At 62.7% G+C, this 1,096-nt stretch carries 1 protein-coding gene and 1 pseudogene; both read left to right on the forward strand.

What is annotated here, in order from left to right:
- Nucleotides 1-36 precede the first annotated feature (36 nt).
- Nucleotides 37-477, forward strand: a pseudogene (locus ABT116_RS49470) (DUF3556 domain-containing protein); the annotation flags it as partial.
- Nucleotides 478-562: 85 nt separating this feature from the next.
- On the forward strand, nucleotides 563-925 hold the full coding sequence (locus ABT116_RS49475) for a MarR family winged helix-turn-helix transcriptional regulator (protein ID WP_351648244.1): 363 nt from the start codon (nucleotides 563-565) through the stop codon (nucleotides 923-925).
- The last annotated feature ends 171 nt before the right edge of the window (nucleotides 926-1,096 follow it).

The following is a 1,096-nucleotide window of genomic DNA, read 5'->3' on the forward strand; positions in this document are numbered from 1 at the left end:
GGCTTCCCTGCGTGGGACGGCTACGGCCTCGGCGCTATGTCCTCTCCGTGGATCACCGCGGGAATCATTGCAGCCCTTGCCTTCTTCCCGATCCTCGGAAACCTCCGACCAGATCTGGTGTCCTTCCTGCCGTCGATGCGTCAGTACGCCGGCAACTGGGCATCCGCGACGTGGGCATTCGCGCCGGGCGCTGAAGCCAAGATCGACCAGTTCATCAAGCGTCCGTCGCCGGATACGCGCAATCAGTTGATGACGATGTACCCCGAGGACGTGTCCGACGTCGTTCTGCATCAGCTGTTGGGCTGGCGTTCCATGCACAGCCAAGGGCGTGCGCTGTTCTCTCTGATGATCAGACACCTCGGCGACGACATCAACACGTATTCGCTGCGCGAAGCCGAGTTCATGTGCAACTCCATCGTCGCATTCAACTTCGGTGACGGCCACTTACACGACGTGAAACTGATCGCCGCTATTCAGCGTCGCTGCAATTTCGCACCCGGTGAGTTCCTGGTGACCTGGATCGAATCGCAACGCGCAGTCTCTTCACCAGCTCGACCGCGCACTGGCGTCCAGCGGGGTCTCTCGCGCCGAATTCGACGTGATGAGCGCGCTCGCTCGCAGCGACCGTCCCCTGCGGGCGAGCGAAGTCACCGCCGTCACGATGGTCAGCGGCGCCGCCACCACAAAACATGCGGATCGCCTGGCCAAACTGCGCTACGTCGAGCGTCAGCGTTTCGAACACGACGGGCGAGTGGTTCTGCTTCAACTCACCGATGCCGGCCGAGCCTTGGTCGAGGCAGAGTTTCCCCGACGCGTCGAGCGAGACCGTCAAGTACTGACCGGACTCGACGAGGACGAACGTGCCCAGTTGACGGCACTGCTCAAAAGAATCTCGCTCAACATCGACTCGGGAATCTGGGACTGACCTACTTCGGCAGCGGTACGTTCTGCAAGCGCACCTGACCGCGCGCGACCTCTTTGCCCGATTCCGGATCGGTGATGACCACCGACCACAACTGCTGAACGCGGCTGGGTCGTGGCGGACCCCCGCCTGGCCCGGCAGGTCCTCAACCACCCCGGATTCGCCTCGGGGACC

It is taken from the genome of Streptomyces sp. NPDC002130, from assembly GCF_040296465.1.
Taxonomy (GTDB): domain Bacteria; phylum Actinomycetota; class Actinomycetes; order Streptomycetales; family Streptomycetaceae; genus Streptomyces.